Raw genomic sequence first — 26,417 nt, 5'->3', positions numbered from 1 at the left:
GTTATTTCCCCCTCACGATCGTTCCGATTGATTCGCCATTGACGGCACGTTTAATATTTCCTTCTTCCATAATAGAGAAGACGATTAATGGAATGTCATTGTCCATACATAATGAGGACGCAGTAGAATCCATTACAGCAAGCCCTTCTTTTAGTACATCAAGATATGAAAGCTTATCATATTTTACTGCATCCGCATCTGTACGAGGATCAGCACTGTAGACACCGTCTACATTGTTTTTCGCCATTAAAATGACATCTGCTTCAATTTCAGCTGCACGAAGTGCTGCTGTTGTATCAGTAGAGAAATAAGGGTTACCAGTACCTGCAGCAAAAATCACGACACGTTTCTTTTCAAGGTGACGGATCGCTTTTCTTCTTATGTATGGCTCTGCAACCTGTCTCATTTCGATAGAGGTTTGTACTCTAGACTGAATGCCAAGCGTTTCTAGGCTATCTTGTAATGCCAATGAATTCATCACTGTTGCAAGCATCCCCATATAGTCTGCTGTTGCCCGGTCCATTCCTAAGTCACTGCCTGTCTTACCACGCCAAAGGTTTCCTCCGCCTACAACGACTGCAACTTCAACATCAAGTTCTGCAATTTCTTTTACTTGCTTTGCAATTGATTGAATGACAGTTGGGTTAATTCCATTTCCAGCATCACCAGCTAGTGCTTCTCCACTTAGCTTCAGTACAATGCGATTATATTTCGGTTTGCTCATGATAACCTCCAAGTGTAAACTATACCGTCTCTTATTATGCGTAAGAAACCGTCTTTTGTAAATCAATATCCTCTAAAAAATAGGGAACACAGTGCTTGTGCTCCCTAAAAAAGCCCCAGAGAGCTTTTCAAACATTATTTTTTCACTTGGCTCATGACTTCTTCAGCAAAGTTGTCTTGACGCTTTTCGATACCTTCGCCCACTTCATAGCGAACATAAGTTTGAACAGTTGCGTTTTTCGCACCTACAACTTGTTTCACTTTTTCATCTGGGTTTTTAACGAATGCTTGGTCAAGTAAGCAAATTTCTTCGAAGAATTTGTTTAGACGGCCTTCTACCATTTTAGCAACGATATTTTCAGGCTTTCCTTCTTGAAGCGCTTGTTGTGTTAATACTTCACGCTCACGGTTCGCTTCTTCTTCAGACACTTGGTCACGAGAAATGTATTTAGGGTTTACAGCAGCAACGTGCATTGCGATGTCTCTCGCAAGCTCTTCATCAGTTGTTCCGTTAAGAACCGCTAATACACCGATGCGTCCGCCCATGTGTAAGTAAGAACCGAATGCAGCGTTATCTTCTTTTGTGATGACTGAGAAACGGCGCAGCGTAATTTTTTCTCCGATTTTCGCAATTGCAGAAGTAATATGTTCTTCAACTGTTGAACCATTTTCCATTTTAGAAGCATGTGCTTCTTCAATTGTTGCAGGTTTCGCAGCAAGTAAATGATCAGCAAGTTCGTTAAGAAGATTTTGGAATCCTTCGTTTTTCGCAACGAAATCAGTCTCAGAGTTCACTTCTAGGATAACACCAGTATTGCCGTCAGTTTTAATAAGAGTTAATCCTTCTGCCGCAATACGGTCTGCTTTTTTCGCAGCTTTTGCGATCCCTTTTTCTCTTAGAAGATCGATTGCTTTGTCGATGTCACCATCAGTTTCTGTTAACGCTTTTTTACAGTCCATCATACCTGCACCAGTTTTTTGACGCAGTTCTTTTACTAATTGAGCAGTAATTGCCATTTTACATTTCCTCCTTCTATGTTAAAACACGGATTACTAGGTGAAAAAAAGGTGATAAAAGGCAGTTCCCTCTTATCACCTTTTGAATAGGTTACGCAGTTGTTGTTTCAGTTTCTGTCGTTTCTTCTACAACAGCTTCTTCTTCGCCTTGTTTAGACTCAAGAATCGCATCTGCCATTTTAGCAGTTAGAAGTTTTACAGCACGGATTGCATCATCGTTTGCAGGGATCACAACATCAATTTCGTCTGGATCACAGTTTGTGTCAACGATACCGATAATTGGGATATTCAATTTACGAGCTTCTGCAACTGCAATACGCTCTTTACGAGGGTCGATAATGAAAAGTGCATCTGGAAGACCCTTCATGTCTTTGATTCCGCCTAGGAATTTTTCAAGACGTTCTAATTCTTTTTTCAGTTGAACGACTTCTTTCTTAGGAAGAACTTCGAACGTACCGTTTTCTTGCATTTTTTCGATATCTTTTAAACGTTTGATACGTTTTTGGATTGTTTCAAAGTTTGTTAACGTTCCACCAAGCCAGCGTTGGTTTACATAGAACATACCAGAACGGATTGCTTCTTCTTTCACTGAATCTTGTGCTTGCTTTTTCGTACCAACGAAAAGGATTTTTCCTCCGTCAGCAGCAAGGTTTTTCGTGAAGTTGTAAGCTTCCTCTACTTTTTTCACCGTTTTTTGAAGATCGATGATGTAGATACCGTTACGCTCTGTAAAGATGTAACGCTTCATTTTTGGGTTCCAACGGCGTGTTTGGTGACCGAAGTGAACACCAGCTTCTAGCAATTGTTTCATAGAAATAACTGACATGTTGTTGCCTCCTAATATAATGGTTTTTTTTCCTCCGCTTAAGTCATGTTCACATAAAACTGCGCCACGGCAGCACCTTCATACGAATCATTAAGCGTGTGTATTTAACACCAAGAAATAATATAACACATGATGGACTGACAATCAAGAATCCTTTACAGCTTTCCGCTAAATTTTAATAAAAGCTCGATTTCTGTCTTGCCCGTTTTTAACTCTTTCGCTATTTCTTCTAATGATAGCCCTTGATCATATAAGGCCTTTACTTGATCCTCGAATGTTTCTTCTCTTTCACTTTCAGAAGGCGCAGAAGCTTCTGTTTCGAGACTTGAAACGGGTTCGTTTACCTTCTCTTCCTGCACCTCAACTTCGCTAAGGAGAGCCGACAGGTGCTCTGGAACTGGATCTTCACTTTCTACCGATTGCTGGGATTCAATTGGTGGTTGTGGCTGCTTTGGTGTCTGAAGATCCGATTTCAGCTCTTCAGCAGAAAAATCAGGGGAAGTGGCTGCAGCTTTTGATAGTTTTTCATTCTCTTCTTTGACTTCCATCAAAAATGCAGCCAGGGTATTTTCCGTTTCTTCTAAAAGCTCTCGCTGCTTTTGTTCTGTTGCCTTCAGCGAATTCATTCTCGTGTATAAAATGATCACAAAATAAATAAGTGCAGCATGAAGCATAAAGCTAATCAGCCATAGCATATTTTTTCACTCACTAACTCTTTAAGATTGAATGGCTTTATCAAGCAGATGCTTAAGCTTGAACAATGCCTTTGAATGAATTTGCGAAATGCGGGAGGTCGATAAATTAAGCACTTGACCAATTTCCGTTAACGTCAATTCCTCTTTATAGAAAAGACTAATCACAAGCTTTTCTTTTTCCGAAAGCTCTGTCATTTTTTCGGCAAGCTGTTCAATTAATTCATCTTTCAGCATTTTTTCTTCAGGTGTCACAGTCTTTTCGTCGCGAATCATGACTTGAACGTTTTCTCCGTCTTCTTGATCATGCAGCTTCTCATCAATCGAGAGCAAATTCGCAAAGAACCCTTCATTCATCGTTGTGACCACATCTTGTTCACTCATGCCGAGTTCTTCAGCAACCTCTGTTGGTGTCACATTTCGTAAATATCGCTGTTCAAGCTTTTCAATTGCCGCTTCTACTTTTTTTGTTTTTTCTCTTGATGTACGAGGCAGCCAGTCCTCTTTACGAAGACCGTCGATGATGGCCCCGCGAATTCTGAAGGATGCATATGTATCAAACTTCAGATCTCTTCCGGGGTCAAATTTTTCAAGGGCATCATATAAACCGAGCATCCCTAGACTGATCAAGTCTTCTTTGTGCACTGACTTCGGGAGACCGATGGAAATTCTTCCAACATGATATGTGACGAGCGGCATATAGCGGCGCATAAGATCATCTCCAGCAGCTGGGTCCTTCCACTCTTTCCATCTAGCCCATAGCGCCTGATCTTCGTAATTTAAGGATTGCATCTTTCTCCCCCTATACTTCCTTAGTTATATCTTCATAATGCCTTGTTTCACAGTGCGGATCTCAAGTTCTGTTGTAAGCGGATCGAATTCAATCGTGCGTCCATTGTTTCCGCCCGTGTCCTCACTAATGATCGGGATATGATGAAGAGACAGATGTTCTTTCACAGCTGATACATTTCTAGGTCCAATTCTCATCAGATCATTGGTTGACTTAAATTTAAACATTTCTGCGCCGCCAGCAAGCTTCGCTTTTAGCGCATGTTTGCGCGCTCCTTCTTTTAAGAGCAGATCAATTGTATGCTTGACACCTGTATCTGCATACTTAGCCAAGTTCTCTACCGCTCCTTTTGAAAGAGAGGAGTCTGGAAGCATGACATGGACAAGTCCTGCCAGTTTTTTTTCTTGGTCAAAAAGGACAAGTCCTACGCAAGAACCGAGACCGGATGTCCGAATACGGTCCGGTGTTTTCACAAGCTGAACATCCGCTATACCAACCTTTACAACTGCCGGAATCTGCACGTTCATTATAGGTTACCTAATGCTTTGAACAGTTTTTCAAACGATTCAAAGTCTGGTAATAGAAACATATTTCCTTTCAGCTCTTGCTGGTTTTGATCATCGAAAATCGATGTATCAATCACAATCGCCTGATCGCCGAGAGGGCTAAACTGCATTAATCCTTCACTAATGACAGCCCCGAACATGTCGAGCGTGACATCTGGAACGCTTGGGTGAAGCTGCAGTTTTGTTAAATCGGCAAGTGCTGATAAATAAGAGCCTGCTAAAATATTTCCTAGCTCATGAAGCGCTGATGTTCCTAGCATGTGTTCATGAATCGTATCAATATCAAATGCTGGGTCCTGAACAAGCTCTCTTACAAATTGTTCAGCTTGTTCAAACGGCATAATGAAAAAGATTGAACCGGTAAGGTCACCCTCCATTCGCAAAAAGATACTGGCAACTGGAAGGTCTGCTCCACCAAAGAAATCCATTAAATCTTCAAACGAGAGAACTTTGACAAAAGGAACAGCCATATCAATTTTGCGATTCAATAGGCTGGCAAGAGCAGACGCTGCATGGCCTGCTCCGATATTCCCAACCTCACTTAATATATCTAGCTGTTCATCTTTAATTTCATTGAAAATGCTCATCTCACATCCCCCTTAATGAACAGGTGCATCTTGCACGCTCTTGTCGAGGACCGCACCAGCATGAATGATATTGAATAGACGCTGATCATGCTTAATAATTCCTGTCACCCATGACAGTCCTTCTTTTTCAGCTGAATCAGTAGAAGTTTCTACCTCTTCCTGATGAACAGTAATGACATCATTTGCTTCATCAACAATCCAGCCGACTTCAATGTCACCAACTTGTACAATAATCATTCTTGTTTCGTCTGTAATCTCGTTGTCAGTTGATCCAAGTCTCACTCTAAGGTCAATGACAGGTGTCACGACACCACGTAGATTAATGACACCGCATATATAAGGGGCAACGCCAGGAACTCTTGTCGGCTGCTGCCATTTTTCAATGGACTTTACTTCTGATACTGAAATGGCGTATTCTTTTTTGTTTACGATAAACACAATCATCTTTTCGCCAGTTTTGATATCTGTACTCATTTCAGACCGCTCCTCTATTGTTTTTTACTTAATCAGTGCATTACAGTCAACGATGAGTGCAACCTGACCGTCACCTAAGATTGTTGCGCCTGATATCGCAAATACGTTTGGTAGGTAATCTCCAAGTGATTTCAATACAACCTCTTGCTGACCGATAAACGAATCGACCACAAATGCTGTTAGCTTGTCTCCTTTACGGACAACAATAATGTGCAGTTCTTCTTCTAAATCATTCGCATTTGGTACGTTGAACTGTTTCTTCAAGTACACAACCGGTACGATAAATCCACGGAAATCAATGACTTCACGATCATGCGTTTGAAGGATGTCACTCTTCTTAATGACAGCTGTTTCTATAATAGAAGAAATCGGAATAGCAAATGTTTCTTCCTCTAGTTTCACAAGAAGTACGGAAATGATCGATAATGTGAGTGGAAGCTGAATTGAGAACAGTGAGCCTTGACCTTCTGTTGAGTTAATACTCACAGAACCACCTAATGATTCCAGCTTGTTTTTCACAACGTCAAGACCTACACCCCGGCCCGAGATATCAGAAATCGTATCCGCTGTAGAGAACCCTGCTGCAAAGATCAATGAATCAATTTGGTGATCTTCAAGCGTTTCCGCTTCTCTTTCTGTAATAACTCCGCGCTCTAATGCTTTTTCAAGGACCTTTTTACGGTTAATCCCGCCGCCATCATCTTCTACTTCAATGAAGACATGGTTTCCGCTATGATATGCTTTTAAAAGAACAGTTCCTTTTTCTGGTTTGCCTTTTTTCACACGTTCTTCTGGTGATTCAATCCCGTGATCGAGACTGTTTCTAAGTAAGTGTAAGAGCGGATCGCCAATTTCATCGATCACTGTTCGATCAAGCTCTGTCTCAGCACCTTCAATGATCAGTTCAATTTTCTTATTGAGCTCTTTCGTCAATTGACGAATCATACGTGGGAATCTGTTAAACACCGTTTCTACAGGCACCATTCTCATGTTCAAGATGATCGATTGCAGGTCTCCAGAAATACGGGACATTCTTTCCACTGTATCCGTGAGTTCGTTGTTTTCAAGTTCTTTAGCAATCTGTTCTAAACGTCCTCTATCAATGACAAGCTCTTCAAACAGGTTCATAAGCGAATCTAGACGATCGATGTTGACACGGATCGTTTTCGTTCCGCCGGCAGCTGCACCGTTATTGCCATTTGCTTTTGGCGCATCGTTTGCTGGCGCTTTAGCAGCAGGAGCTGCGGCTTCTTCATTTTTCTGCTCAGGTTTCTCTGCTTTTGTTTCAGCCGGAGCCGCTTCTTCAAAGGCAGAGACTTCAGAAATCTCCACTTGTTCAACCTCTGAGATCGCTGTCACGATTTTTTTCACTTCTTCCATCGGCTGTTTCGATAAGTAAGAAATGCTGAATTCAGATTCAAAATCTTCTGATTCTAAAAGTTCTGCATTCGGAACCGTTTTGACAACTTCTCCTGCTTCGTTCAGTCTTTCAAAAATCATATAGACACGAACGGCTTTTAATAAGCATGCGTCACTTAATGTCACGTTCAGCTCATAACATTTAAAGCCTTGTTCTCTCGCTTCATCAAGAACTGTTCGTTCAAATTCGTTATAGTCTAGGTCGCTTGCAGCTGATGATGCTTCAGCAGTCTCAACGGCAGATGCTGTTTCTGCATGGCTTCCTGTCACATCTAGTTTTTTACTAATCTCCGTGACATCACGCTTTCCATCCCCGCCCTCTGCAATCGATTGAACCATTGCTTCAAGGTGATCAAGTGCTTCAAACATCGTATCCATTGATTCAGGAGTGACAATCATTTGTTCGTTTCTGATGGCATCAAACATGTTTTCTAAATGATGTGTTAATTGAGCCATATCATCAAAGCCCATCGTTGCACTCATGCCTTTCAGTGTATGAGCGGCTCTGAATATATCATTCACTAGCTGCAAGTCTGTTGGGTTATTTTCTAATTCAAGAAGTTTTTCATTACAAGTTTGTAAGTGTTCTCTGCTTTCATCTAAAAAGATATCTAAGTATTGGTTTACATCCAACGTGTTCACGCCCTCTCTTTTTTCATGGAGCTTATAATTGCATGTGCGATGTCATCCACATGCCTTGTTTCATGTGCAAGGCCTGCTTTAATGACTGATTTAGGCATTCCGAAAACAACACATGATTCTTCTTTTTCTGCAATGACTTTTGTATGACCGCTTGCGACCATTTTTTTGACACCTTCTGTGCCATCACTACCCATTCCTGTCATAATGACAGCGATTTTCTCGTAACCTTTTATGTTGCTGATGGATTCAAATAAATAGTTAACAGAAGGTTTGTGACGGCTGTCAGTGTCTTCTGGGGACAGCCTGATCACTAAAGCTGCCCCTTGTTCATGAAGTGACATATTCAATCCACCAGGAGCTATGTAAGCCACTCCATTTTTAGCGATGTCTCCATCTTGAGCTTCTTTGATCGTAATTTGTGATAAATGATCTAATCTAGTAGCCAGCGATGCCGTAAATCCTGCCGGCATATGCTGCACAATCAAAATCGGCGCCTCTATGTCTTTTGGCAGCTTCGTGACGACTCGTTGAAGCGCCCTAGGCCCTCCCGTAGAAGTTCCGATTGAAATAATCTTTCGGAGTGATGAACCGCTTCTTACTTCTTGCAGGCGGGGAGCGACCGCTGGAATTGGACTTGGCGGCTTCATGAACGGCTTAGGAGAAACTTGTTTCTCAGTACGTTTTCTAGACAGGCCTGCCGCAAGTACCCGCTCTACAATTTGACCTCTTACTTTGTGTAAATCGAGCGAAATACTTCCTGAAGGCTTTGTCACAAAGTCAAAAGCACCGAGTTCTAAGCAATGGATGGTTAATTCCTTCCCTTGCTTCGTCTGGCTTGACACCATAATCACAGCAAGGTCGTGTTCAGCCAGAATTTGTTTTAATGCTTCTGTTCCATTTAGAACAGGCATTTCCACATCAAGTGTGACAACATCTGGATTCAATTCCTTAATCCGCTTTAAGGCATCTTCTCCATTTCGCGCCGTTCCGACGACTTCAATTTCTTGCTCGGCACTTAGGAAATCACTGATGAGTTTTCTCATAAAAGCCGAGTCATCTACTACAAGCACTCTAATCATGAGTCCACCTTCCTCCTTTTAAAAAAAGAGGACAACTTATCTATAAACGTATGCTGCTCTCTCCGTGCCTCTCTTATCTGCTGATGATACAGTGTTTCAGCCAGCATTTTAATGGTTTTACTTAGCCTTGAATGAGGCTGCTTCATATAAAATGGCATTTGTTCAGTGACTGCTTTAGGAACAGCAGGATCATCAGGCACCGCCCCAGCAAACACAAGCTTTCGGTGTAGAAAGGACGTCACCACTCCTGCTAATTTCCGGTACGTTTCAGACCCTTCTGACGGGGTTTTACACCGGTTGACGATGATTTGAACAGACTGTTCAAACTGATGAATGGCTAAGTGCTTAATTGCGCTGTAGGCATCCATGATGGATGTTGGTTCTGGCGTTGTCACAACGACCACCTCTCCTGCTGATAAGACAAAAGGGAGTTGATCTTTTGACAAGCCTGCACCCATATCAAAGAATATACAATCAAAGTCATTCAATATTTTCTCCATCTCTTCTAAAAAGAACGACCATTGATCTTTGTCTAAAGAAAACAGCTGTTCAAGCCCGCTTCCGCCAGAAATGTAATACAGATTGTCCGTTCCTTTTGTCATAGCCGCTTGGAAGGATTTTTTTCTAACAAGCACGTCTAATATAGAGCTGGTCGATGTTTTCCCTAGTAAAATATCAATATTCCCCATGCCAAAGTCGAGGTCGATGATGAGCACTTGCTTGCCCGTACTTGCGATAGACAGTGCCATATTCAGCGTCAAATTCGATTTACCTACTCCGCCTTTACCGCTCATGACAGCAATGGTTTTCGCCTGTCCATTCGCATGAAGAGAGTTCGGTACAATCAGTTGATTCTGCTGAACAAGCTTTCTTAAACCTTCGGCTTGGTCAGGCTTCATCATTGTAAGACCATCCTTGTCAAATCAAGGGGGGAACTCTCAAGAATATCCTCAGGTACATTTTGACCATTTGTTAAAAACCCGAGCCCGATTTGAGATTCTGCAATGATTTGAAAGATCGTTCCCATCGTGTCTGTTTCATCAACTTTTGTAAAAATAAATTGATCGATTGGAACGTGTTCAAAACGTTTGACCATGGCTTTCATATCTTGATATTTCGATGTCGCACTCATGACGAGAAAACTTTGAATGCTTTCATCAAATGGAATGATATCTGTCAGCTCTTTGATGTACGCCTCTTCTTTAAAGTTACGGCCTGCTGTATCGATGAAAATATGATCATAGTCTTTAAAGGTCTGCTGTGCTTTCACAAAGTCCTCTCTTGAATAACAAACCTCAAGAGGTGCATTCAGCAGTTCAGCATATGTTTTTAGTTGTTCAATCGCTGCAATCCGGTACGTATCTGTTGTGATAAAAGCAATTTTCTTTTGCTGCTGAATAGCCGTTTTCGCAGCCAGCTTTGCAATCGTTGTCGTTTTACCAGCACCAGTTGAACCAAACAGCACAATGTATTTCGAACGAATCATCGGCTCATCAGAAGTGTGTGCCGGCAACATCCCTGTGAGTAGTTTTTCAAGTTCTTTTTCAATCTGCTCTTCTTTCACAGCACCTTTTGTTAAAAGACCCTTTAAGCACTCATCTCGAATCTCATCATCAAGACCTTGATCCTTTAGTTTTTGATCCATTTTCATGAGAGAATCCGGCAAGATCCCGGCATGGCGTTCGTTTCTTGCATATTCTATAGGCTGAGAATAAGAAGGCGCTGCTTTGACTGCTTGAGCAGCAGCCGGCAGCTCTTGTGTAAGGTGTTGAGTCTGCTCCTTTTTCGGTAACACCGGGATAGGCGCAGCTGCTGGTTGTAATCCTTTGCCGGCTCTTTCTTCAAAATCTTGATCCAGCACTGCAATCACTTCGACCATTTGCTGTTTCTTTAAACCGAACAGCTTTCGTTTGACAACGGTTTTCGAATTTAATATGACGGCATCCTTCCCAAGCTGCTGCCTGATTTGGATCGTTGCCTCCTGCATAGAATTCGCTGTGATTTTTTTCATTTTCATTAGATATCCACCACTCCGATGCTCTGTACTTCCACATTTGCTTCTAGTTCGTTATAAGATAGTACCGGTAAATCTGGGAAATATCTTTCTAACAACTGTTTGACGTACATTCTTATAGGAGGTGAGCATAATAGAACCGGCGTTTCCTGACGAAGCGAAAGCTGTTCAATTTCTCTCGCCACTGATTGAATCACACTTTCAGAGGATTCTGGATCTAACGATAAGTAGTTCCCATGCTCTGTTTGCTGCACGCTGTCTGCAATCACCTTTTCGACTCGGCCAGAGCATGTCACGACTTTCAGTGATTCATTTTCTCTTGCATACTGTGCAGTAATCTGTCTTGCAAGTGCCTGTCTAACATACTCTGTTAGCAAGTCTGTATCAGTCGTTAATTTTCCGTAGTCTGCAAGAGTCTCAAAAATGGTCACAAGGTTTCGAATGGAGACCTTTTCTTTCAGAAGCTTTGCAAGTACTTTTTGGATATCCCCGACTGCTAGTGGATTCGGTGTTACCTCATCTACTAGAACTGGATAACTTTCTTTCAGATGATCGATTAATTGCTTCGTTTCTTGGCGTCCAAGCAGTTCATGGGTGTTTTGTCTAATCTTCTCTGTGATGTGGGTAGACACAACAGATGCTGGATCGACCACTGTATACCCAAGCATTTCAGCCTGATCTTTTTCTGCTTCTGATATCCATTTTGCCGGCAGACCAAAGGATGGTTCGATTGTTTCAATTCCTTCAATCGGATCATCATCAGGCGTTGGAGACATCGCTAAGTAATGATCGAGCAGCAGCTCTCCTTTTGCCACTTCGTTCCCTTTTATTTTGAGCCTGTATTCATTCGGGTTCAGCGCAATGTTGTCTCGAATACGGACAACTGGAATGACAAGACCTAGTTCGAGAGCAAGCTGCCTTCTGATCATGACAATTCGGTCTAGCAGGTCTCCGCCTTGATTGGCATCTGCAAGCGGGATCAACCCGTAGCCAAATTCAAATTCAATGGCATCCATTTGCAGGAGATGAATGACGCTTTCTGGACTTTTCATCTCTTCTACCTCTGCCTGTTCTTCCAGTACTTCTTCAATCTCTTCTTGATCCTGTTTGTTTTTCGACATCATGTACGCACCGAGTGCAAGTAAACCTGCGATCGGCCCTGTCAAAAGTACGCCAATTGGCGTAAACAATCCAAGCAGGAAGATCGTACCTGCTGTGACGTAAAGCATGGCAGGGAAGGCAAAGAGCTGACCCGTAATGTCTGAACCAAGGTTTCCGTTAGAAGCCGCTCTCGTGACAACAATCCCTGTCGCTGTTGAAATAAGAAGTGCAGGGATCTGGGAAACAATTCCGTCCCCTACTGTTAACAGAGTAAAGTGGGAAGCTGATTCTTGAATTGACATTCCTTGCTGAATCATCCCAATAATGATGCCAAAAATAATATTGATAATAACGATGATAATACCTGCGATGGCATCCCCTTTAACGAACTTACTTGCACCATCCATCGCACCATAAAAGTCTGCTTCTCTGGCTACTTTTTCACGGCGGTTTCTAGCTTCACTTTCTGTCAGCATTCCTGCATTCAAATCTGCGTCAATACTCATCTGTTTACCTGGCATCGCATCGAGTGTAAATCTGGCCGCAACCTCTGATACACGCTCTGCCCCTTTGGTGATGACAACAAACTGAATGATGATCAGAATAAGGAAGACAACCAGACCAACGAGTATATTGCCCCCAACAACAAATGATCCAAACGTTTCGACAACCTTACCAGCATCTCCAGTTGATAAAATAGAACGGGTTGTAGAGATGTTAAGCCCTAAACGAAACAGTGTTAAGAGCAAAAGCAACGATGGAAAAATGGAAAATTGCAGTGGTTCTTGCATGTTCATTGTGGTGAGAAGCACGATAAGCGCAAGAGAAATATTAATAATAATTAAAATACTTAATAGGACGGGCGGAAACGGTATGACCAGCATCGCCACGATTAAAATAACACTGAATAAAACAGATAAATCTCTTGCTGACATGCCTGTTCTCTCCTTTTAAAACCAAAAATTCATAAAATCTTTTGTTTCGTTTTATATACGTAAGCCAAAATTTCTGCGATCGCCTTAAAATATTCTTCCGGCACCGCTTGGTTGATATCCACTTGATCATAGAGGGCACGGGCGAGCGGCCGGTTCTCTACAGTCATGACATCGTGTTCTTTCGCAATTGTTCTAATTTTCAAAGCCAAAATATCTGTTCCCTTTGCCACAACAAACGGCGCGTCCATCTTTTCTTCGTCATATTTCAAGGCAATTGCGTAGTGGGTCGGGTTTGTAATGATGACGTCCGCTTTTGGGACTTCCTGCATCATCCGTCTCATGGCCATTTCCCTTTGCCGCTGTTTAATTTTTGATTTTATGAGCGGGTCACCCTCTGATTTTTTATACTCATCTTTGATGTCTTGTTTAGACATCCGTAAGTTTTTTTCATAATCAAATTTCTGATACATGTAGTCAAGCCCGGCTAAGATCAGAAGAGCACCTGCTGCATATAGCCCCATAATCAAGGTCATATTTGCCACGAAATGAAGGGTTTCCTCTGCAGTGAGTAGAGGGAGCCGCAAGATTTCGTCAAAGTGCATCCATAGAGCGATAAATGTCGCAAAACCAACAAAACCAATTTTCAAAATGGATTTTAATAGCTCAACGAGTGCTCGAATACTGTATATTCGTTTAAACCCTTTGATTGGATCGAGTTTTTCTAATTTCGGTTTGATTACTTCTGTCGAAAAGAGAAAGCCAACCTGCAAATAGTTACTAATGATCCCTGCAAGCATCCCAACACCAAGAATTGGCATGAGGAGGAGACCTGTCTCTTGAAGCAATTCCAAGAATAACTGGTGAATATTAGATGTGCTAACCTTCATTAGCATCGTTGTTGAATAAAAACGTTCAATGAGCGCAATAATACGCTCTTTCATAAAAGGCCCAATAAAAAAGAATGATAAAAAGATTAGTAGAAATGAGATGGCTGTATTGACGTCGGTACTTTTGGCAACCTGCCCTTTTTTACGTGAATCCCGTCTTTTTTTCGGTGTTGCTTTTTCTGTTTTTTCACCTGCGAAAAATTGCAAGTCGAGTCTAAGTCTTGTCGTCATGACGAACCACCGACCAATGCTAAGAAATTCCTCATGGTGAGCACAATCGTTTCAAATGTATTTTGGACGACCCCGAAGATGACACCCATACAAATGATGATCATAATAAAACTCACGCCCATTTTAATGGGAAGTCCAACGACAAATACGTTCATTTGTGGAACTGTACGTGCCACAATTCCTAATGCCAAATCGACTAAAAACAAACTAGCCACAACAGGTGCTGAGATTTGAAAGGCTATGATGAACATTTGGTTGAAGCTCTTTGCAATAAAGTAAGCAAAGGATTCACTACCGAAGTTCAGCGCATACTGATCAACTTGAATATATTGAAAACTGTAATAGATTCCATCAAGCAGCAAATGATGTGCATTTGTTGCCAGCATCAGTAGCAAGGTCACCGTATAAAAAAACTGCCCCATCAGCGGCGTTTGCGCCCCTGTTTGTGGATCAATAATATTGGCGATTGCAAAACCCATTTGAAAATCGATGAATGAGCCGGCAATTTGAACTGCGGACACCATGATATATGCAATCAGTCCAAGCAAAAGTCCGACCATTGCTTCTTTCACGGCAAGCATCATGTAAAGACCGTCGATATCGAGTGCTGGCGGTTCTTTAATGGTGCTAAAACTAATGACAGCCAAAAACAGTGAAAAACCAACTCTGTGAACTGCTGGTATCGTTCGATGCGCTAATAGCGGCACTGTCACGAAAAAAGCGGTGATCCGAATGAAAACGAGAAGAAAGGCAGGAAATAATTCTATGATTGACATCTCTGATTAACCTGCAAATCGATCTAAATTCGAGAACAGCTCTGTTGTAAATGACACAATTGTTGAAAGCATCCACGGACCAAACACAACAAGTCCAATGAGCACTGCAACAATTTTTGGAATGAACGCAAGCGTCTGTTCTTGGATTTGGGTTGTCGCCTGAAACACACTGACAATTAGTCCCACGATTAGTGCGAGCGCTAGAAGCGGCCCGCTGACAAGTAATACAACATACACTGATCTTTCAGCCATCGTAATGACAAATTCTGAACTCATGTTTTAAGCACCTACTCTAAAAGCTTTGCAGCAAAGATTTAACAATCAAATACCATCCATCAACTAATACAAATAACAATATTTTGAAAGGGAGCGATATCATAACCGGCGGAAGCATCATCATCCCCATCGACATCAGGACACTTGCGACCACCATGTCAATAATTAAAAATGGAATAAAGATCATGAAACCAATTTGAAATGCCGTCTTTAATTCTGAAATTGCAAACGCTGGTACCATCGCCGTTAAGGGAATATCTTTAATCGATTCAGGGGTATCCATTTTTGCGTAACTAAGAAATAAAGCCAAATCTTTCTGTCTCGTATGTTTACTCATAAACTCTTTAATTGGCACTTCGGCTTTTTCATAGGCCTGATTTAACGTAATATCATCATTTAAAAGCGGCGTGAGTGCCTCTTTATTAATCTCTGAGAACGTGGGTGCCATAATAAAAAATGTGAGAAACAAAGCAAGTCCTACAAGCACTTGGTTTGGCGGCATTGAGTTGGTTGCAAGTGATGTTCTGACGAACGAAAGAACAATCACAATCCGTGTAAAACAGGTCATTAAAATAAGAATGCCTGGTGCAACTGAAAATACAGTTAACAATAAAAGAAGACGGACAGATGTGCTAATATTCCCTGCACCACTGGAATTAAATAAATCGATAAACTCATTCATTTTGTTTCGGGCCTTTCTTTCTGACTTCTGATTGGGTCTTTTTCAATTCGGCTAGCTGCGCCTTTAAATTGGCTGAAAAAGAAGAAGTGGTCGGCTGATCGTGTTTCTTCACTTGCGATGTTAATTTTTGCATCATTTTCGGTAAGTCAGTCTTACTTTCCATCGCTTCTTCGTATTGTTTCACAATCGCTTCGCATTCTTGTTCATCATCGATTTCTTTTAGTAGCTGGATTGAGTCTGCTACGCCGACAACTAATACTCGTTTGCCCACTTTGATCAGCTGAACTGAACGATTTTGACCAACCGTCGTTCCGCCAATATTTTCAACATAGCGAAATGGCTTGAGTAAGCGGTTTTGCTTTCCAACAAATCTCACCAATCCGTAAATGAGCAGGATGACAAAAAGTAAGGCACCAATCATTTTGACAAAATCCATAATGGAGACAGAAGAAGAGGGAACTTCTTCTGCCGGATTCGTTTGATTGTCAGTGGTTTTCTTTTCTGTATCCTTTTTGCTTTCTTTCTCATCTTTGATCCAGTCATTCACCATGCCATTTTCAGGATCTTTTGTTTCAGCAAGCAGTGAGGCTGGCTGCGCTGTCAAGAAAAGCATAAAACTGATCATTGCTATACATATCAAACGTTTTTTCAACAAGTCTTACACCCTTTTTTAGCCTAACGTTTTATTAATTGCTTCAAGTACACGGTCTGCCTGGAATGGCTTCACGATAAAGTCTTTTGCACCTGCTTGAATGGCATCAATAACCATTGATTGTTGTCCCATCGCTGAGCACATAATGATTTTTGCAGAAGCATCGATTTGTTTAATTTCTTTTAATGCTGTGATCCCGTCCATTTCTGGCATTGTGATATCCATTGTGACTAGATCAGGAGATGTTTCTTTATATTTTTCAACAGCTTGTGCGCCGTTTTCTGCTTCTCCTACTACATCAAATCCGTTTTTTACAAGAATATCCTTAATCATCATTCTCATGAATGCTGCATCATCTACGATTAATACCTTAGTAGCCATTTACTTATTCTCTCCCTATATGTTTGTTTATTTTAAATTAGAAAGTCTTTCAGACTGACTTAAAATGTCAGTCACACGTACACCAAAGTTCTCATCAATGACAACAACTTCTCCTTTGGCGACGATTCGTTTGTTGACCAGAATGTCGACTGGCTCACCTGCAAGTTTGTCCAGTTCAATGATACTTCCAGCAGAAAGTTCAAGTACTTCTTTCACACTGCGCTGCGTTCTTCCAAGCTCCACTGTTATGGAAAGTGGAATATCCATCAGCATATCAAGATTACCGAGCTGACTTGTAGTATGCTGAGGCTCACTAAATGCCTCAAATTCAACTGGCGCCACATTGACAGGTTCTGCCGGCTTTGGCTTCGCCTGTCTTTTCGGCGGTGCCGATTGCTGCATAGGAGCAGATTGTGCTTGCGGAGCAGCCTGCTGTGGTTCAGGTGCACTCTGAGGTGCTTCTTGAACCGGCTCTTCTTCCGCTGGGTCTGTTAATTCTGCAATCAAATCTTTCGCAAACGTAATAGGGTAAAGCTGCATAATATTTGAATCTATGAGTTCACCTATTGTTAATCTAAAGGACACTTTGACAAGCATCTCTTCAGCTGGAATGCGGTCTGTGCCTTCTCCTTCTTTCACATCAAGCAACTCAACGCGAGGCGGAGAAATATCAATCTTTTTATTAAAGACTGTTGACATGGACGTCGCTGCTGAACCCATCATTTGGTTCATCGCTTCTTGTACTGCACTTAAGTGAATTTCACTTAACGACGGGTCAGCATTTGTTCCATCTCCGCCCATCATTAAATCCGCAATGACTGCCGCATCGGTTTGCTGGATGACAAGCAGGTTACTAGCGCTGAAGCCTTCCGTATAATTCACTTCAATCGCGACATACGGATGAGGAAATTCCTCATTCAGCTTGCTTTTTTGAATCACTGTGACAGTTGGAGTTGTAATCTCCACTTTTTGACTTAATAGGGTTGAAAGTGCTGTTGCAGAGCTTCCAAATGATATATTTCCGATTTCCCCAATGGCATCTTGTTCCATTGCAGAAAGGAGTGTATCAGGCTCTATATCGTCATTGCTGCCTCCTTTAAGGAGCGCATCGATTTCATCTTGTGATAATTTACTTCCGTTATTCTCCATCTTCTTCACCTCTTATGTCGTGATCTAGAATTTGAATCGCCTGTTTCCGATTCACGCGGCCGGCCTGTCCCAAGAATTTCGGTTTATTTCCGACCATAACAGTAAGAGGCGCATTTACTGGTTTGTCCAAGGCAATACAATCACCAATTTCCAAATTCAAAAACTCTTCCACCGTCATTTCCGATTGTCCAAGCTCTGCGACTACCGGTATTTTCGCCGTCATAATCCGTTTTTCAATGGCCTTTGTTTCTTCTTGTTTCGGTTCATTTCGTTCAGATTGCATCCAGTAGTGTACAGACAGCTTCGGAATAATAGGCTCTAATACTACGTGAGGAATACAGAGGTTAATAACCCCGCTTACCTCACCAATTTGTGTATTAAGAGAAATGACGACAACTGTTTCATTTGGTGACACCATTTGAACAAACTGGGGATTTACCTCGAAATCTGCCATTTCTGGCTCGATGTCGGTTATGGACTGCCACGCTTCTCTGTAGTTTTCCAAAGCTCCCTCAAACATGTTTGAGATAATCTTTGTTTCGATTTCTGTCAGTGATTCTGTCTTATTATGACTAATGCCAATCCCACCCATCAGCCTATCCATCATGGCATAGCCAATCGTTGGGTTCACTTCAAGCATGATTCTTCCTTCAAGCGGGCTGACGTAAAATAAGTTTAATAATGTCATATTAGGAATCGAACGAATAAATTCTTCATATGGCACTTGGTCAACCGAGCTGACAGAAATTTGAATATATGATCTTAGCTGCGCTGAAAAGTGTGTGGTAAGCAGTCTAGCGAAGTTATCATGAATTCTTGTTAAACTTCGAATCTGGTCTTTTGAAAAGCGCAGTGCACGTTTAAAGTCATACACTTTCACTTTTTTCGTCGTTTCTTCTTTTTTCAGCTCTTCTGCATCCATTTCGCCTGTTGATATGGCGGATAATAATGCGTCGATCTCATTCTGGGAAAGCACTTCTCCTGACATTTCTTCACCTCCATCGTGTCAATTAATCGCCTCTATTGCAGATTAAAGGAGGTTATATAAACTTCTTTCACCTTGCCATCTTGCAAATAGTTATTCACTTTGTTTTTGACCTGTGTTTTAAAATGTTCTCTGCCTTTTTTGCCATCAAGTTCATCTGCATTCGTGTCTGATAAAATGTCAATCACGGCATCTTTCACTTGGAAGCTTCTTTTTTCAAGCTCTTCTTTGGCTTTTTCTGAATCAGTTTCAATATTTAGTACAAGTTTAACCGCATTTCCTTCAGATTTTAAATTGGTCACAATCTCAGGAATTTCAACAGAAGCTTTTACGACTTCATCTGCTGTTGGCTCTTTTTCTGCTTTTGCTTCGTCTGACCCATTCACCAGAAAGACAATACCTGCTCCAATTCCGACGATAGCAATAATCATGATTAGCATTACTACGACTAATTTCTTCTTCATTCAAACTCCTCTATTCCTTGATTCAATGAAATGACTTGGATTTTTCTATAGAAAGAAATGATTTTCTCCTGAAGCTGCTCTTCATCTTCTTTCACAACGAATTTCTTTCCATTGGCGAGTGTAATGGTCGTGTCTGGAAAGCTTTCGATTTGCTCGATATGGAGAGCGTTGAGCATAAATCCTTTGCCATTTAATCTTGTCACTTCAATCATATTAAGCAGAGAAGCGATAAACCGCTCCCCCTACCTCCTATCGTTTCAGATTCACAAGTTCTTGCAGAATTTCATCAGATGTTGTGATCGTCTTTGCATTCGATTGGAATCCACGCTGTGCGATAATCATTTCTGTAAACTCGTCTGTTAAATCAACGTTTGACATTTCAAGTTTACCTGTTTGGACCACGCCCGTTCCTTGTTCACCTGGTACGATTGGATTACTTGGAGCACCTGAGCTTAACGTTTGGCGGTAAAGGTTGTCACCAACTTTGTCTAGCCCTCCTGCGTTACGGAAAGATACGAGTGATATTTGACCAACGGTTCTTGATACATTGTTTTCAACAACCGAAATCGTTCCATCTGGACCAACACTTACACTTGAAACACCGTCTGGAATCGTTATCTTTTGTCCATTCATTCCAAGTAGATAATTTCCATCAGAGGTGACTAAGCTTCCCTCTGAATCAGTGTCGAAATTTCCTGTTCTTGTATAAAGAACTTCTCCTTGAACTTCAATACGGAAAAACCCATCTCCATTGATATAGAAGTCGTAAGGTTCATTTGTATTTTGAGAAGATCCCGCTGACATGATTTTATCGATTGAAGATAAAGATGACCCTAAACCAATTTGCTTTGAGTTGATTGAACCAGAGTTGTTCGTTGGCCCACCAGAACTTCCAATGGTTTGGCTGACCATATCTTTAAAAGTGATACGGCTTTTTTTGTATCCGTGTGTGTTGACGTTGGCTACGTTGTTGGCTACAACATCTAATTTTGATTGGAAGTTTTTCATTCCACTAATTCCTGAGTAAAGTGAGCGTAACATTTATTTTCCTCCTCGATTTGCTTACGATTTTTCTCCAACAGTTGTAACATCCCATGGGCTGATTTTCGTTCCATCTTCTAAATATAGGAAGTATTCATTGTTTATGTTTTTCACAGACTTCACAGTGCCAGATATGTCTTTATCATCTTGTTTGCCCGCTACTTCTTTACCAATCCAGCCTACATATGTCGTAAATGGATCTTGGTGTGCAACAAATGTAGACATGATCTGATTCATTTGAGTGATAGATTCGTTCATATTCATTTGCTGTTCTAAAGAAGAAAATGTTGCAAGCTGTGTGACAAACTCACGGTCATCAATCGGGTTTGTCGGATCTTGGTTTTGAAGCTGCGTAAGCAAGATTTTCAAGAACTGATCTCGGCCAAGTGTATCTGTTTTCTTTGCTGCGTTTGAAGAAGTGTCCGCTTGTGCGGCTGTTCTATTCGTCGCATCAACAGTTGCCATTAGATCTCCTCCTCTTCTTCTTCTGATCCAACAAGCGCATCTAGTACATCTTGGAATTCAGCTTCCTGTTCATCAGGCTGCTGGAAACTTTGTCCTTTTGATGGCTGCTGCTTGCCTTCCTCATTAAATTGTCCAAAAGACGGCTGCTCATTTGACTGAAGCGGTATATGGAAACGGTCAACTTGAACCGACATATTCGGTAGCGCCTGCTTGAGCTGCGGCAGATGATGCTCGAGCAGCTCTTTTGCTGCTTGCGTTGAAGCTGTAATTTTACTCGCATACATCCCGTTTTGTTTCGTTAGCTGGATGGTAATAAACCCTAGATTTTCTGGATTTAATCGTACGGTAAACCGTCCGCTTGAATTGCCAAATGGTGTGAACTTCATTTGTTTCCACGTATTTAAAATCTGCTGATCAACCGTGCCTGGCTTTTCGTCAGTTGTTTGCGTCTGCTGCACAGGAGCAGCTGATTGCAGTTGGAAGAACTGTTTATGCCCTGGAAGCAGCGTATGGGTGATTGTTTTTTCAGAAGCAGGTGCCGTAGTGCCTTGACCTTTGGTGACTTCTTTTTTCAGAAGCCATTCAAGTGAGGCAACACCTTTTGCTGGAGATGAGAAGGAAGATTCTTGCCTTGGAGCAACCATTTCTTTTAACTCTCCTAAGGAAATTTTCCACTCTTTATCTGACCCTTTCGCATTCGCCATCATATGATCGATTAACTGATTAAAGTGTTTCAGCTCGCTTTGTGACATATTATTCAGCTTAGGTGCCGATCCTTGCGAGAAGAACTGCTCTTTTACTTGTTGAATGAGCTTTTCATCTGCTCCGTTTTTCGTTAGAAACTTGATGAACTCTTCACCTTTTGCTTGAATATCCTGTACAAATTTTGCATCAAAGCTCACCGGCTGCTGATTCAGTATTTGATATAAGAAAAAGTGGACTTGTATGAGCTGTTCACTATGTTCAGCAACTGGCTTCTTATCCTGATCGCCATAGATCACCGATTCCATCTTTTGAAATAGCTCTTCAAGTGACTTTAAGTCAGCCCCTTCAAGCTTTTGCCCTTGCAGCGCCTGAAGTGCCGCAAGAAGATCTCCATCTATTCCTTCTTCAGGTGATTGCATCCATTTTTCAATGATTTGCATCGCATCATTCATGGATAGATTGGTTTCCGCTGGCTGAGAAATAGCTGGACCACTTTGAATACCTGCGCCATTTAACAATTGTTTAAACAGGCCGCGAGCAGATACTGCCCCCTCTCCCTTTAGTCCCGAGAGACCTTGGGAAGATTGCTGTAAGGCTCCAATGTCCAATAGCTTCACTTATTGTCCACCTCCATTTTCACTTTCTTCTTTTTTGGCAAGCTCCTTCGTGAACGTTGCTGCCCTCTGAGGTGTCAGTTTTGCTAATATGTCCGTCAGCTTATTTTTACTCAGCTCTTCAAGGATCTTCAAAGCCTCTTTATCACTTAGCTCTGATAGAATTTTGGCAGATTTTCCTGCATCCATGCTTTCATAAATGCTGGCGACCTTTCCTTTTGATTGCTGATTAGAAGATGCTGACGAATCAGTTGAAGATCCTGATCCGTTATTACTTGATGATGTACTGTTTGATGAACTGTCACTTGCTGACGTGTTCTCTTTATCAGATGTTTTTTCAAGTGAATTGATTTTTTGATTCAATCGTTTAATCTCTTCATCACTTGTCTTCAAGTCTTTTTGAGCAATTTCAAGTTCATTCTCTTGTTCTTTAATCGTCTTTTTCAACGCTTTCAACTCTGTATCACGTTGATCGTTATTTGAAGATGACGTTTTTGATGTGTCATCTGATCCAACCAAGCTGCTAATCCCCGGAATGTTTTGGAGCGGTTTCTTTAGATCATAACCTGCCATATAAAGGATTGTGCCCGTTACAATCACAAGCACAACCAATGGGATAATGACAATAAACAAGATCCATTGAAATTTACCGCCGCCGCTTGATTCCTTTGTTTTTTCCTTCTTAGGCATTCATCTCGACTCCTAATGTCCTTGAAACATGAATTGGCTGATAGAGATATCATCCATTTCTTTCATTTCAATTGCCTTATGTTCAAGGGAGAACTTTTCAAATTGCTTTTCTTTCATTTTTTCAAACTTTTTAAACTCAATATTTTTTTCAGTTAAATCAGATTGTTTTTCATTCATTTGATGGCGTTTCATGATCACAAGCTGCTGATAATGATGAATGGTGTTATCTAAATTCGTCACAAATTGCTGATAATGACGCATTTCTTGAACACTCATCCCACTTCTCAGCTTTTCTTCTTTGCTCTTTTCCATTAGCTCTTTTTTACTCATATTTTCATAGAGTTTTTCAGCGGCTTGCTCAAATGCCGAAACGGATTGTTGATACGCTGCGAGTGATTTGTCTTTTTCACTTTCTTTCAATTCTAAGAGCTTTTGAAATTTGTATTGATATCTCACTGTTTTTGTCAATCCTCTCTATTCATCAAACTGAGCAATATCCTCACGCTGTCTTCAATCGATACAGCCTCTTCAACATCCTGCTTCAAAAATGAAATCAGTTGTGGGTAAGCTTGCATGGCCTCATCAATATCTTTAGAGGAGCCTTTTTTATATGCTCCAATGTTAATGAGGTCTTCAGCGTTTTGATATGTGGATAAAAGCTGGCGGAACCGGTTAGCCGCTTCCTTGTGATCATGACTTGCGATATTACTCATGACACGACTGATACTTTTCAGAATATTGACAGCTGGAAACTGTCCTTTGTTGGCCAGTGCACGATCAAGTACTATGTGGCCATCTAAAATCCCCCGCACTGTATCAGCGATCGGCTCATTCATATCGTCACCATCAACAAGCACTGTGTAAAACGCTGTGATGGAACCAAGTTGATTTGTACCAGTTCGTTCTAGCAATTTTGGCAGTATAGCGAACACTGAAGGCGTATATCCTTTTGTTGTTGGCGGTTCACCGGTTGCAAGTCCTATTTCCCGCTGTGCCATGGCGACCCTTGTGACAGAATCCATCATAAACATGACATTTTTGCCTCTGTCTCTGAAATATTCGGCAATAGCTGTTGCAGTATAGGCTGCTTTTAATCTTGTCAGTGCGGGCTGATCTGAAGTTGCGACAACAACAATCGAACGCTTCAGTCCTTCAGCTCCTAAATCTTTTTCGATAAACTCGCGAACTTCACGTCCACGCTCTCCAACAAGTGCAATGACATTGAGATCCGCTTCTGTCTGCTTGGCAATCATCCCCATCAAGGTACTTTTACCAACACCGCTTCCCGCGAATATGCCAATTCTTTGACCAGTGCCGACTGTGAGCAAGCTGTCAATCACTCTGACACCAACGCCCATTTTTTCACGAATAGGCGGTCTGTCCATCGGGTTTGGAGGAGATTGTTCTGTTGAGACAGGTGCAAGTCCTTTAGGAAGCATGCTGCCGTCCAGTGGATCACCGAAGGCATCAACAACCTGCCCGATTAAACCAGTTCCTACTTTGACCTTTAACGATTCACCTGTTGCTTCAACAAGACTGCCTGGTGAGATGTTAGAGGCTTCTACGTAGGGCATGAGTAGAATGTTTTCATCTTTAAAGCCAACGACTTCTGCTTTGATCGGATGATTCTTACTCCCTTTTTTGTGAATAAGACATACATCACCGATTGAGCTTTCTGGCCCCTTGGACTCGATCATCAGTCCAACAACTCGATTGACTTTACCAAAACGTTTATAAGGATCGGCGGTTTCAATCGTTTCTTTTAGCACATCTATGTTCATTTGTGATCACCTGAATCAATGACTTCTAATAACTTTTCTTTTAACTGATTCATTTGGGTATCAACACTCGCTTCCACTTTTCCAAAGCTTGTTTCGACGTAACAAGTACCTTTTGGTGCTTTTTCATCCGAGTAAATGGCAAGATGTGTATTCTTTTGAAGGATTCTATTTAATTCGTCTTTATATTCCATCACATGTTCGTAATGTGCAGGGTCGACATAGATGGAAATATCGTCATATTCCTTCACTTCTGAAACGACCTGCTTCACTAGCGTTAAAAATTGTTCTTTTGTGTCCTCAGCTGCATTCCATACTCGTTTAGCGAGCTCAAACGCAAGTTCGACAATTTCTTCAGCAGAGCTTTCGATTTTTGCTTCATAGTCCTGCTTTGCAAGGCTGACAATGTCATTCGCTTGATCAAGAATCGATTGATACTGTAAATTCGCATCTGCTTCGCCCTTTTGAAAACCATCTTGATATCCTGTTTGTTTCGCTTCTTCAATGAGCTGTACTCTTTCTGCTTCAAAATCAGCTCGCCGCTGATTGATTTCAGCCATTGTTTGTTCCAGCTCACGATTTGCTTGTTCTAAAATACGGCTTGCTTCATCTTGCGCATCACTTAATACAAGTTGAGATGCTTCTGTCTCGTTGACAAGCTCTTCTTCGTGATGTTCTCTTTTGAATTCCACTTGCTGCAAGGGAATGGTTTGACGGCCTTGTTCAGGAATAACAGATGTTTCATGTTTGATAATCCTAGACAATGATATCGTCTCCTCCACCTCGAGCTATGACGATTTCTCCAGCCTCTTCAAGTCGTCTTACGATGCTGACAATACGAGTCTGTGCTTCCTCGACATCTCTAAGCCGGACAGGTCCCATAAACTCCATTTCTTCTTTGAACGTTTCGACCATACGTTGCGACATGTTGCGGAAGACAATTTCTTTGACTTCTTCGCTTGCCACTTTGAGTGCAAGTAGTAAATCGTCATTTTCAACATCTCGAATCACACGCTGAATGGCTCTGCTATCAAGAGTAACAATGTCTTCAAAGACAAACATACGTTTCTTAATTTCATCAGCAAGCTCAGGATCTTGAATTTCCAGTGTATCTAAAATGGTTTTCTCCGTTGCACGGTCTACACCATTCAGGACTTCGACTACCGCTTCGACTCCGCCCGTTTGGGTATAATCTTGCGTAAAGGTTGAAGAAAGCTTTTGTTCAAGAATACGTTCCACCTCATTGATGATCTCTGGAGATGTGCGGTCCATTAAAGCAATTCTTCTTGCAACCTCGGTTTGTACTTCCTCGCCTAACTCAGATAAAATCTGTCCAGCCTGTACTGGATCTAGGTAGGAAAGAATGAGCGCAATGGTTTGTGGATGCTCATGCTGGATAAAGTTTAAAATTTGCTCTGGGTCAGCCTTTCTAGCAAAATCAAATGGTTTCACTTGAAGTGAGGATGTTAAGCGATTTAAGATGCTGTCCGCTTTGTCCTCACCAAGCGCTTTTTCAAGCACTTGTCTTGCGTACATAAGGCCACCTTGTGATATGTAGTCCTGCGCGATGGCAATGCTGTGAAATTCTTCGATGATCTCATCTTTTTTAGCAGTATCTACACTTCTTACATTTGAAATTTCTAATGTTAATTTTTCTATTTCGTCTTCAGACAGATGTTTGTATACAGATGCTGACACGTCTAGCCCTAAGGAAATCATTAGGATTGCTGCTTTTTGTCTGCCTGTTAGTCGATTTGGATCTTTTCTCGACATGTG

At 41.5% G+C, this 26,417-nt stretch carries 31 protein-coding genes; all 31 read right to left on the bottom strand.

The features are described from left to right. Position 1: 1 nt before the first annotated feature. The 31 genes from pyrH to fliG all read right to left on the bottom strand — a co-directional run bounded on the left by pyrH (position 2) and on the right by fliG (position 26,414). Positions 2-724: a UMP kinase gene (gene pyrH, locus NSQ70_RS08065; protein WP_008344767.1), complete on the bottom strand. Its 723-nt coding sequence runs from the start codon at positions 722-724 to the stop codon at positions 2-4. A gap of 134 nt (positions 725-858) precedes the next feature. Next, positions 859-1,740, bottom strand: a complete 882-nt coding sequence (tsf, locus tag NSQ70_RS08060; protein ID WP_007499558.1) for a translation elongation factor Ts — start codon at positions 1,738-1,740, stop codon at positions 859-861. A 91-nt stretch (positions 1,741-1,831) separates the two neighbouring features. Next, positions 1,832-2,566 (bottom strand): 30S ribosomal protein S2, encoded by a 735-nt coding sequence (gene rpsB, locus NSQ70_RS08055; RefSeq protein ID WP_007499561.1) that lies wholly within the window; start codon positions 2,564-2,566, stop codon positions 1,832-1,834. Positions 2,567-2,721: 155 nt separating this feature from the next. Beyond that, on the bottom strand, positions 2,722-3,261 hold the full coding sequence (locus tag NSQ70_RS08050; protein WP_045034267.1) for a hypothetical protein: 540 nt from the start codon (positions 3,259-3,261) through the stop codon (positions 2,722-2,724). A gap of 21 nt (positions 3,262-3,282) precedes the next feature. Continuing rightward, a complete protein-coding gene (locus tag NSQ70_RS08045; RefSeq protein ID WP_007499565.1) occupies positions 3,283-4,050 on the bottom strand; it encodes a FliA/WhiG family RNA polymerase sigma factor in 768 nt (255 codons plus the stop codon). A gap of 24 nt (positions 4,051-4,074) precedes the next feature. Then, positions 4,075-4,575, bottom strand: a complete 501-nt coding sequence (locus tag NSQ70_RS08040) for a chemotaxis protein CheD (RefSeq protein WP_007499566.1) — start codon at positions 4,573-4,575, stop codon at positions 4,075-4,077. Next, the gene (locus NSQ70_RS08035) at positions 4,575-5,201 is read right to left on the bottom strand and encodes a chemotaxis protein CheC (protein WP_007499567.1); all 627 of its coding nucleotides are present in this window, start codon (positions 5,199-5,201) and stop codon (positions 4,575-4,577) included. The genes NSQ70_RS08040 and NSQ70_RS08035 overlap by 1 nt, the downstream gene beginning before the upstream one ends. A 12-nt stretch (positions 5,202-5,213) precedes the next feature. Next, positions 5,214-5,675, bottom strand: a complete 462-nt coding sequence (locus NSQ70_RS08030; RefSeq protein ID WP_045034266.1) for a chemotaxis protein CheW — start codon at positions 5,673-5,675, stop codon at positions 5,214-5,216. Positions 5,676-5,699: 24 nt separating this feature from the next. Beyond that, the gene (locus NSQ70_RS08025; RefSeq protein WP_342502541.1) at positions 5,700-7,727 is read right to left on the bottom strand and encodes a chemotaxis protein CheA; all 2,028 of its coding nucleotides are present in this window, start codon (positions 7,725-7,727) and stop codon (positions 5,700-5,702) included. Between the two features lie 5 nt (positions 7,728-7,732). Then, positions 7,733-8,815 (bottom strand): chemotaxis response regulator protein-glutamate methylesterase, encoded by a 1,083-nt coding sequence (locus NSQ70_RS08020; RefSeq protein ID WP_024720361.1) that lies wholly within the window; start codon positions 8,813-8,815, stop codon positions 7,733-7,735. Beyond that, complete coding sequence (locus NSQ70_RS08015) at positions 8,812-9,717, bottom strand: MinD/ParA family protein (RefSeq protein WP_045034264.1); 906 nt, start codon at positions 9,715-9,717, stop codon at positions 8,812-8,814. Before NSQ70_RS08015 ends, NSQ70_RS08020 begins: the two co-directional genes overlap by 4 nt. Beyond that, entirely contained in the window at positions 9,714-10,832 is a 1,119-nt protein-coding gene (flhF, locus tag NSQ70_RS08010) for a flagellar biosynthesis protein FlhF (RefSeq protein WP_159159622.1), read from the bottom strand. Before flhF ends, NSQ70_RS08015 begins: the two co-directional genes overlap by 4 nt. Further along, on the bottom strand, positions 10,832-12,865 hold the full coding sequence (gene flhA, locus NSQ70_RS08005) for a flagellar biosynthesis protein FlhA (protein ID WP_007499573.1): 2,034 nt from the start codon (positions 12,863-12,865) through the stop codon (positions 10,832-10,834). Before flhA ends, flhF begins: the two co-directional genes overlap by 1 nt. Before the next feature lie 29 nt (positions 12,866-12,894). Beyond that, complete coding sequence (flhB, locus tag NSQ70_RS08000; protein ID WP_007499576.1) at positions 12,895-13,983, bottom strand: flagellar biosynthesis protein FlhB; 1,089 nt, start codon at positions 13,981-13,983, stop codon at positions 12,895-12,897. Further along, positions 13,980-14,759, bottom strand: coding sequence for a flagellar biosynthetic protein FliR (fliR, locus tag NSQ70_RS07995; RefSeq protein WP_007499578.1), 780 nt, complete (start codon positions 14,757-14,759; stop codon positions 13,980-13,982). The genes flhB and fliR overlap by 4 nt, the downstream gene beginning before the upstream one ends. Before the next feature lie 6 nt (positions 14,760-14,765). Further along, complete coding sequence (gene fliQ / locus NSQ70_RS07990) at positions 14,766-15,035, bottom strand: flagellar biosynthesis protein FliQ (RefSeq protein ID WP_003211206.1); 270 nt, start codon at positions 15,033-15,035, stop codon at positions 14,766-14,768. 16 nt (positions 15,036-15,051) lie between these two features. Beyond that, positions 15,052-15,717 (bottom strand): flagellar type III secretion system pore protein FliP, encoded by a 666-nt coding sequence (gene fliP, locus NSQ70_RS07985; protein ID WP_007499580.1) that lies wholly within the window; start codon positions 15,715-15,717, stop codon positions 15,052-15,054. After that, complete coding sequence (gene fliZ, locus NSQ70_RS07980) at positions 15,710-16,369, bottom strand: flagella biosynthesis regulatory protein FliZ (RefSeq protein WP_327872171.1); 660 nt, start codon at positions 16,367-16,369, stop codon at positions 15,710-15,712. Before fliZ ends, fliP begins: the two co-directional genes overlap by 8 nt. Before the next feature lie 18 nt (positions 16,370-16,387). Further along, on the bottom strand, positions 16,388-16,750 hold the full coding sequence (locus NSQ70_RS07975) for a response regulator (RefSeq protein WP_007499584.1): 363 nt from the start codon (positions 16,748-16,750) through the stop codon (positions 16,388-16,390). A gap of 27 nt (positions 16,751-16,777) precedes the next feature. After that, complete coding sequence (fliY, locus tag NSQ70_RS07970; RefSeq protein ID WP_007499588.1) at positions 16,778-17,899, bottom strand: flagellar motor switch phosphatase FliY; 1,122 nt, start codon at positions 17,897-17,899, stop codon at positions 16,778-16,780. Continuing rightward, positions 17,889-18,887 carry a flagellar motor switch protein FliM gene (fliM, locus tag NSQ70_RS07965; protein ID WP_008354483.1) on the bottom strand — a complete coding sequence of 333 codons (999 nt, stop codon included), beginning with the start codon at positions 18,885-18,887 and terminating at the stop codon, positions 17,889-17,891. The genes fliY and fliM overlap by 11 nt, the downstream gene beginning before the upstream one ends. A gap of 32 nt (positions 18,888-18,919) precedes the next feature. Further along, positions 18,920-19,348, bottom strand: a complete 429-nt coding sequence (gene fliL, locus NSQ70_RS07960; RefSeq protein WP_007499592.1) for a flagellar basal body-associated protein FliL — start codon at positions 19,346-19,348, stop codon at positions 18,920-18,922. Beyond that, positions 19,345-19,560 carry a flagellar FlbD family protein gene (locus NSQ70_RS07955; RefSeq protein ID WP_008344794.1) on the bottom strand — a complete coding sequence of 72 codons (216 nt, stop codon included), beginning with the start codon at positions 19,558-19,560 and terminating at the stop codon, positions 19,345-19,347. The genes fliL and NSQ70_RS07955 overlap by 4 nt, the downstream gene beginning before the upstream one ends. A gap of 37 nt (positions 19,561-19,597) precedes the next feature. Next, on the bottom strand, positions 19,598-20,389 hold the full coding sequence (gene flgG, locus NSQ70_RS07950) for a flagellar basal body rod protein FlgG (protein ID WP_342502540.1): 792 nt from the start codon (positions 20,387-20,389) through the stop codon (positions 19,598-19,600). A 21-nt stretch (positions 20,390-20,410) separates the two neighbouring features. Next, on the bottom strand, positions 20,411-20,854 hold the full coding sequence (gene flgD / locus NSQ70_RS07945) for a flagellar hook assembly protein FlgD (RefSeq protein ID WP_041507305.1): 444 nt from the start codon (positions 20,852-20,854) through the stop codon (positions 20,411-20,413). Then, positions 20,854-22,176 (bottom strand): flagellar hook-length control protein FliK, encoded by a 1,323-nt coding sequence (locus NSQ70_RS07940; RefSeq protein WP_340936439.1) that lies wholly within the window; start codon positions 22,174-22,176, stop codon positions 20,854-20,856. Before NSQ70_RS07940 ends, flgD begins: the two co-directional genes overlap by 1 nt. Next, positions 22,177-22,863 carry a MotE family protein gene (locus NSQ70_RS07935; protein WP_326378227.1) on the bottom strand — a complete coding sequence of 229 codons (687 nt, stop codon included), beginning with the start codon at positions 22,861-22,863 and terminating at the stop codon, positions 22,177-22,179. Positions 22,864-22,875: 12 nt separating this feature from the next. Continuing rightward, the gene (fliJ, locus tag NSQ70_RS07930) at positions 22,876-23,319 is read right to left on the bottom strand and encodes a flagellar export protein FliJ (protein ID WP_024720352.1); all 444 of its coding nucleotides are present in this window, start codon (positions 23,317-23,319) and stop codon (positions 22,876-22,878) included. A gap of 8 nt (positions 23,320-23,327) precedes the next feature. Next, positions 23,328-24,644 carry a flagellar protein export ATPase FliI gene (gene fliI, locus NSQ70_RS07925; RefSeq protein WP_008344803.1) on the bottom strand — a complete coding sequence of 439 codons (1,317 nt, stop codon included), beginning with the start codon at positions 24,642-24,644 and terminating at the stop codon, positions 23,328-23,330. Beyond that, positions 24,641-25,405 (bottom strand): flagellar assembly protein FliH, encoded by a 765-nt coding sequence (fliH, locus tag NSQ70_RS07920; protein WP_024720351.1) that lies wholly within the window; start codon positions 25,403-25,405, stop codon positions 24,641-24,643. The genes fliI and fliH overlap by 4 nt, the downstream gene beginning before the upstream one ends. Continuing rightward, a complete protein-coding gene (fliG, locus tag NSQ70_RS07915) occupies positions 25,398-26,414 on the bottom strand; it encodes a flagellar motor switch protein FliG (protein WP_008344808.1) in 1,017 nt (338 codons plus the stop codon). Before fliG ends, fliH begins: the two co-directional genes overlap by 8 nt. Positions 26,415-26,417 lie beyond the last annotated feature (3 nt).

The sequence above is a fragment of the Bacillus sp. FSL R5-0397 genome (assembly GCF_038593395.1).
Taxonomy (GTDB): domain Bacteria; phylum Bacillota; class Bacilli; order Bacillales; family Bacillaceae; genus Bacillus; species Bacillus altitudinis.
Note: the sequence above shows the minus strand (reverse complement) of the source record. Positions and strands in the feature narration are given on the sequence as shown.